Below are 1,158 nucleotides of genomic sequence, written 5' to 3' on the forward strand. Positions count from 1 at the left end.
TAGCGCGTTCAGGTATTGGTGAAATCACCTTGATTGATTTGGATGATGTGTGTGTTTCGAATATCAATCGACAAGTCCATGCCTTGCAGAATACGGTTGGCCATATGAAGACTGAGGTAATGGCTGAGCGTCTTAAAGAGATCAACCCTGATATTCAAGTCCATGTGAAGCACACATTTCTAACGCCTAAAAATGTCGGTGACTTACTCACTACAGAATTTAGTTATGTGTTTGACGCCACGGACAGCGTGAAGGCAAAAACTTCTATTGTTGTGCATTGCCGTCGAAACAAAATTCCATTGATGGTTTGCGGCGGCGCTGGCGGACAATTAGACCCGACACAAATCCAGATTGAAGATTTGGCGCGCACCACGCAAGACCCATTGTTGGCGAAGATTCGAAACAACTTGCGTCGCTTACATAACTATTCCCGCAATCCAAAACGTAAGTTTGGCGTTGAGTGTGTCTACTCAACCGAACAATTAAAGTATGCCCAACTCGATGGCAGTGTGTGCGCTTCGAAACCTGATGGAGCCGGACCTGTTAAGTTGGATTGCGCTTCAGGCTTTGGTGCAGTCACATCCGTCACATCTGTGTTCGCAATGGTGGGCGTATCGAGAATCCTTGCTAAACTGGCTAGATAAGTTTTATTTTAGCCAGTTTGCCTGCGTTGAGCGGGCCATGGAGATGTGTTGATCCCCAAGGAAAGCCTCGATGCTTGAACACAGCGTTATTACTCTCGCTTCAATCGGCGTCGTCTCATTAATTTGTCAGTGGGTCGCATGGCGTTTACGCCAACCGGCTATTTTGTTCTTGCTTGTTGCGGGAATCATCCTTGGCCCGTGGCTGGGATGGTTGAACCCAGACGGCCTTCTCGGAGACATGCTTTTTCCGATTATCTCTCTAGCCGTAGCGGTTATCTTATTTGAGGGAAGTTTAACCCTTAAGTTTTCTGAGCTCGGTGGTCACGGCAAAATGGTGCGTAACCTACTAGCCTCGGGCACCGTTGTTACTTGTTTTATCGCAACTTTTGCCGCGTATCTAGCGCTCGATATCCCTTTATCTCTCGCGATGTTGTTTGGTTCGATTGTCGTGGTCAGCGGACCCACGGTGATCATGCCCTTACTTCGCTCTGTCAGACCCTCCGGACGAATTACT

At 47.9% G+C, this 1,158-nt stretch carries 2 protein-coding genes; both read left to right on the plus strand.

The annotated features are described in order from the left end of the window. Positions 1–644: ThiF family adenylyltransferase (locus tag A3739_RS13325; protein ID WP_068501705.1), on the plus strand; the 644-nt coding region annotated here is incomplete at its 5' end. Between the two features lie 70 nt (positions 645–714). Then, positions 715–1,158, plus strand: a 444-nt coding sequence (locus tag A3739_RS13330; RefSeq protein WP_197472311.1) for a cation:proton antiporter, incomplete at its 3' end; no start/stop codon positions are given.

The sequence above is a fragment of the Oleiphilus sp. HI0067 genome (assembly GCF_001635735.1).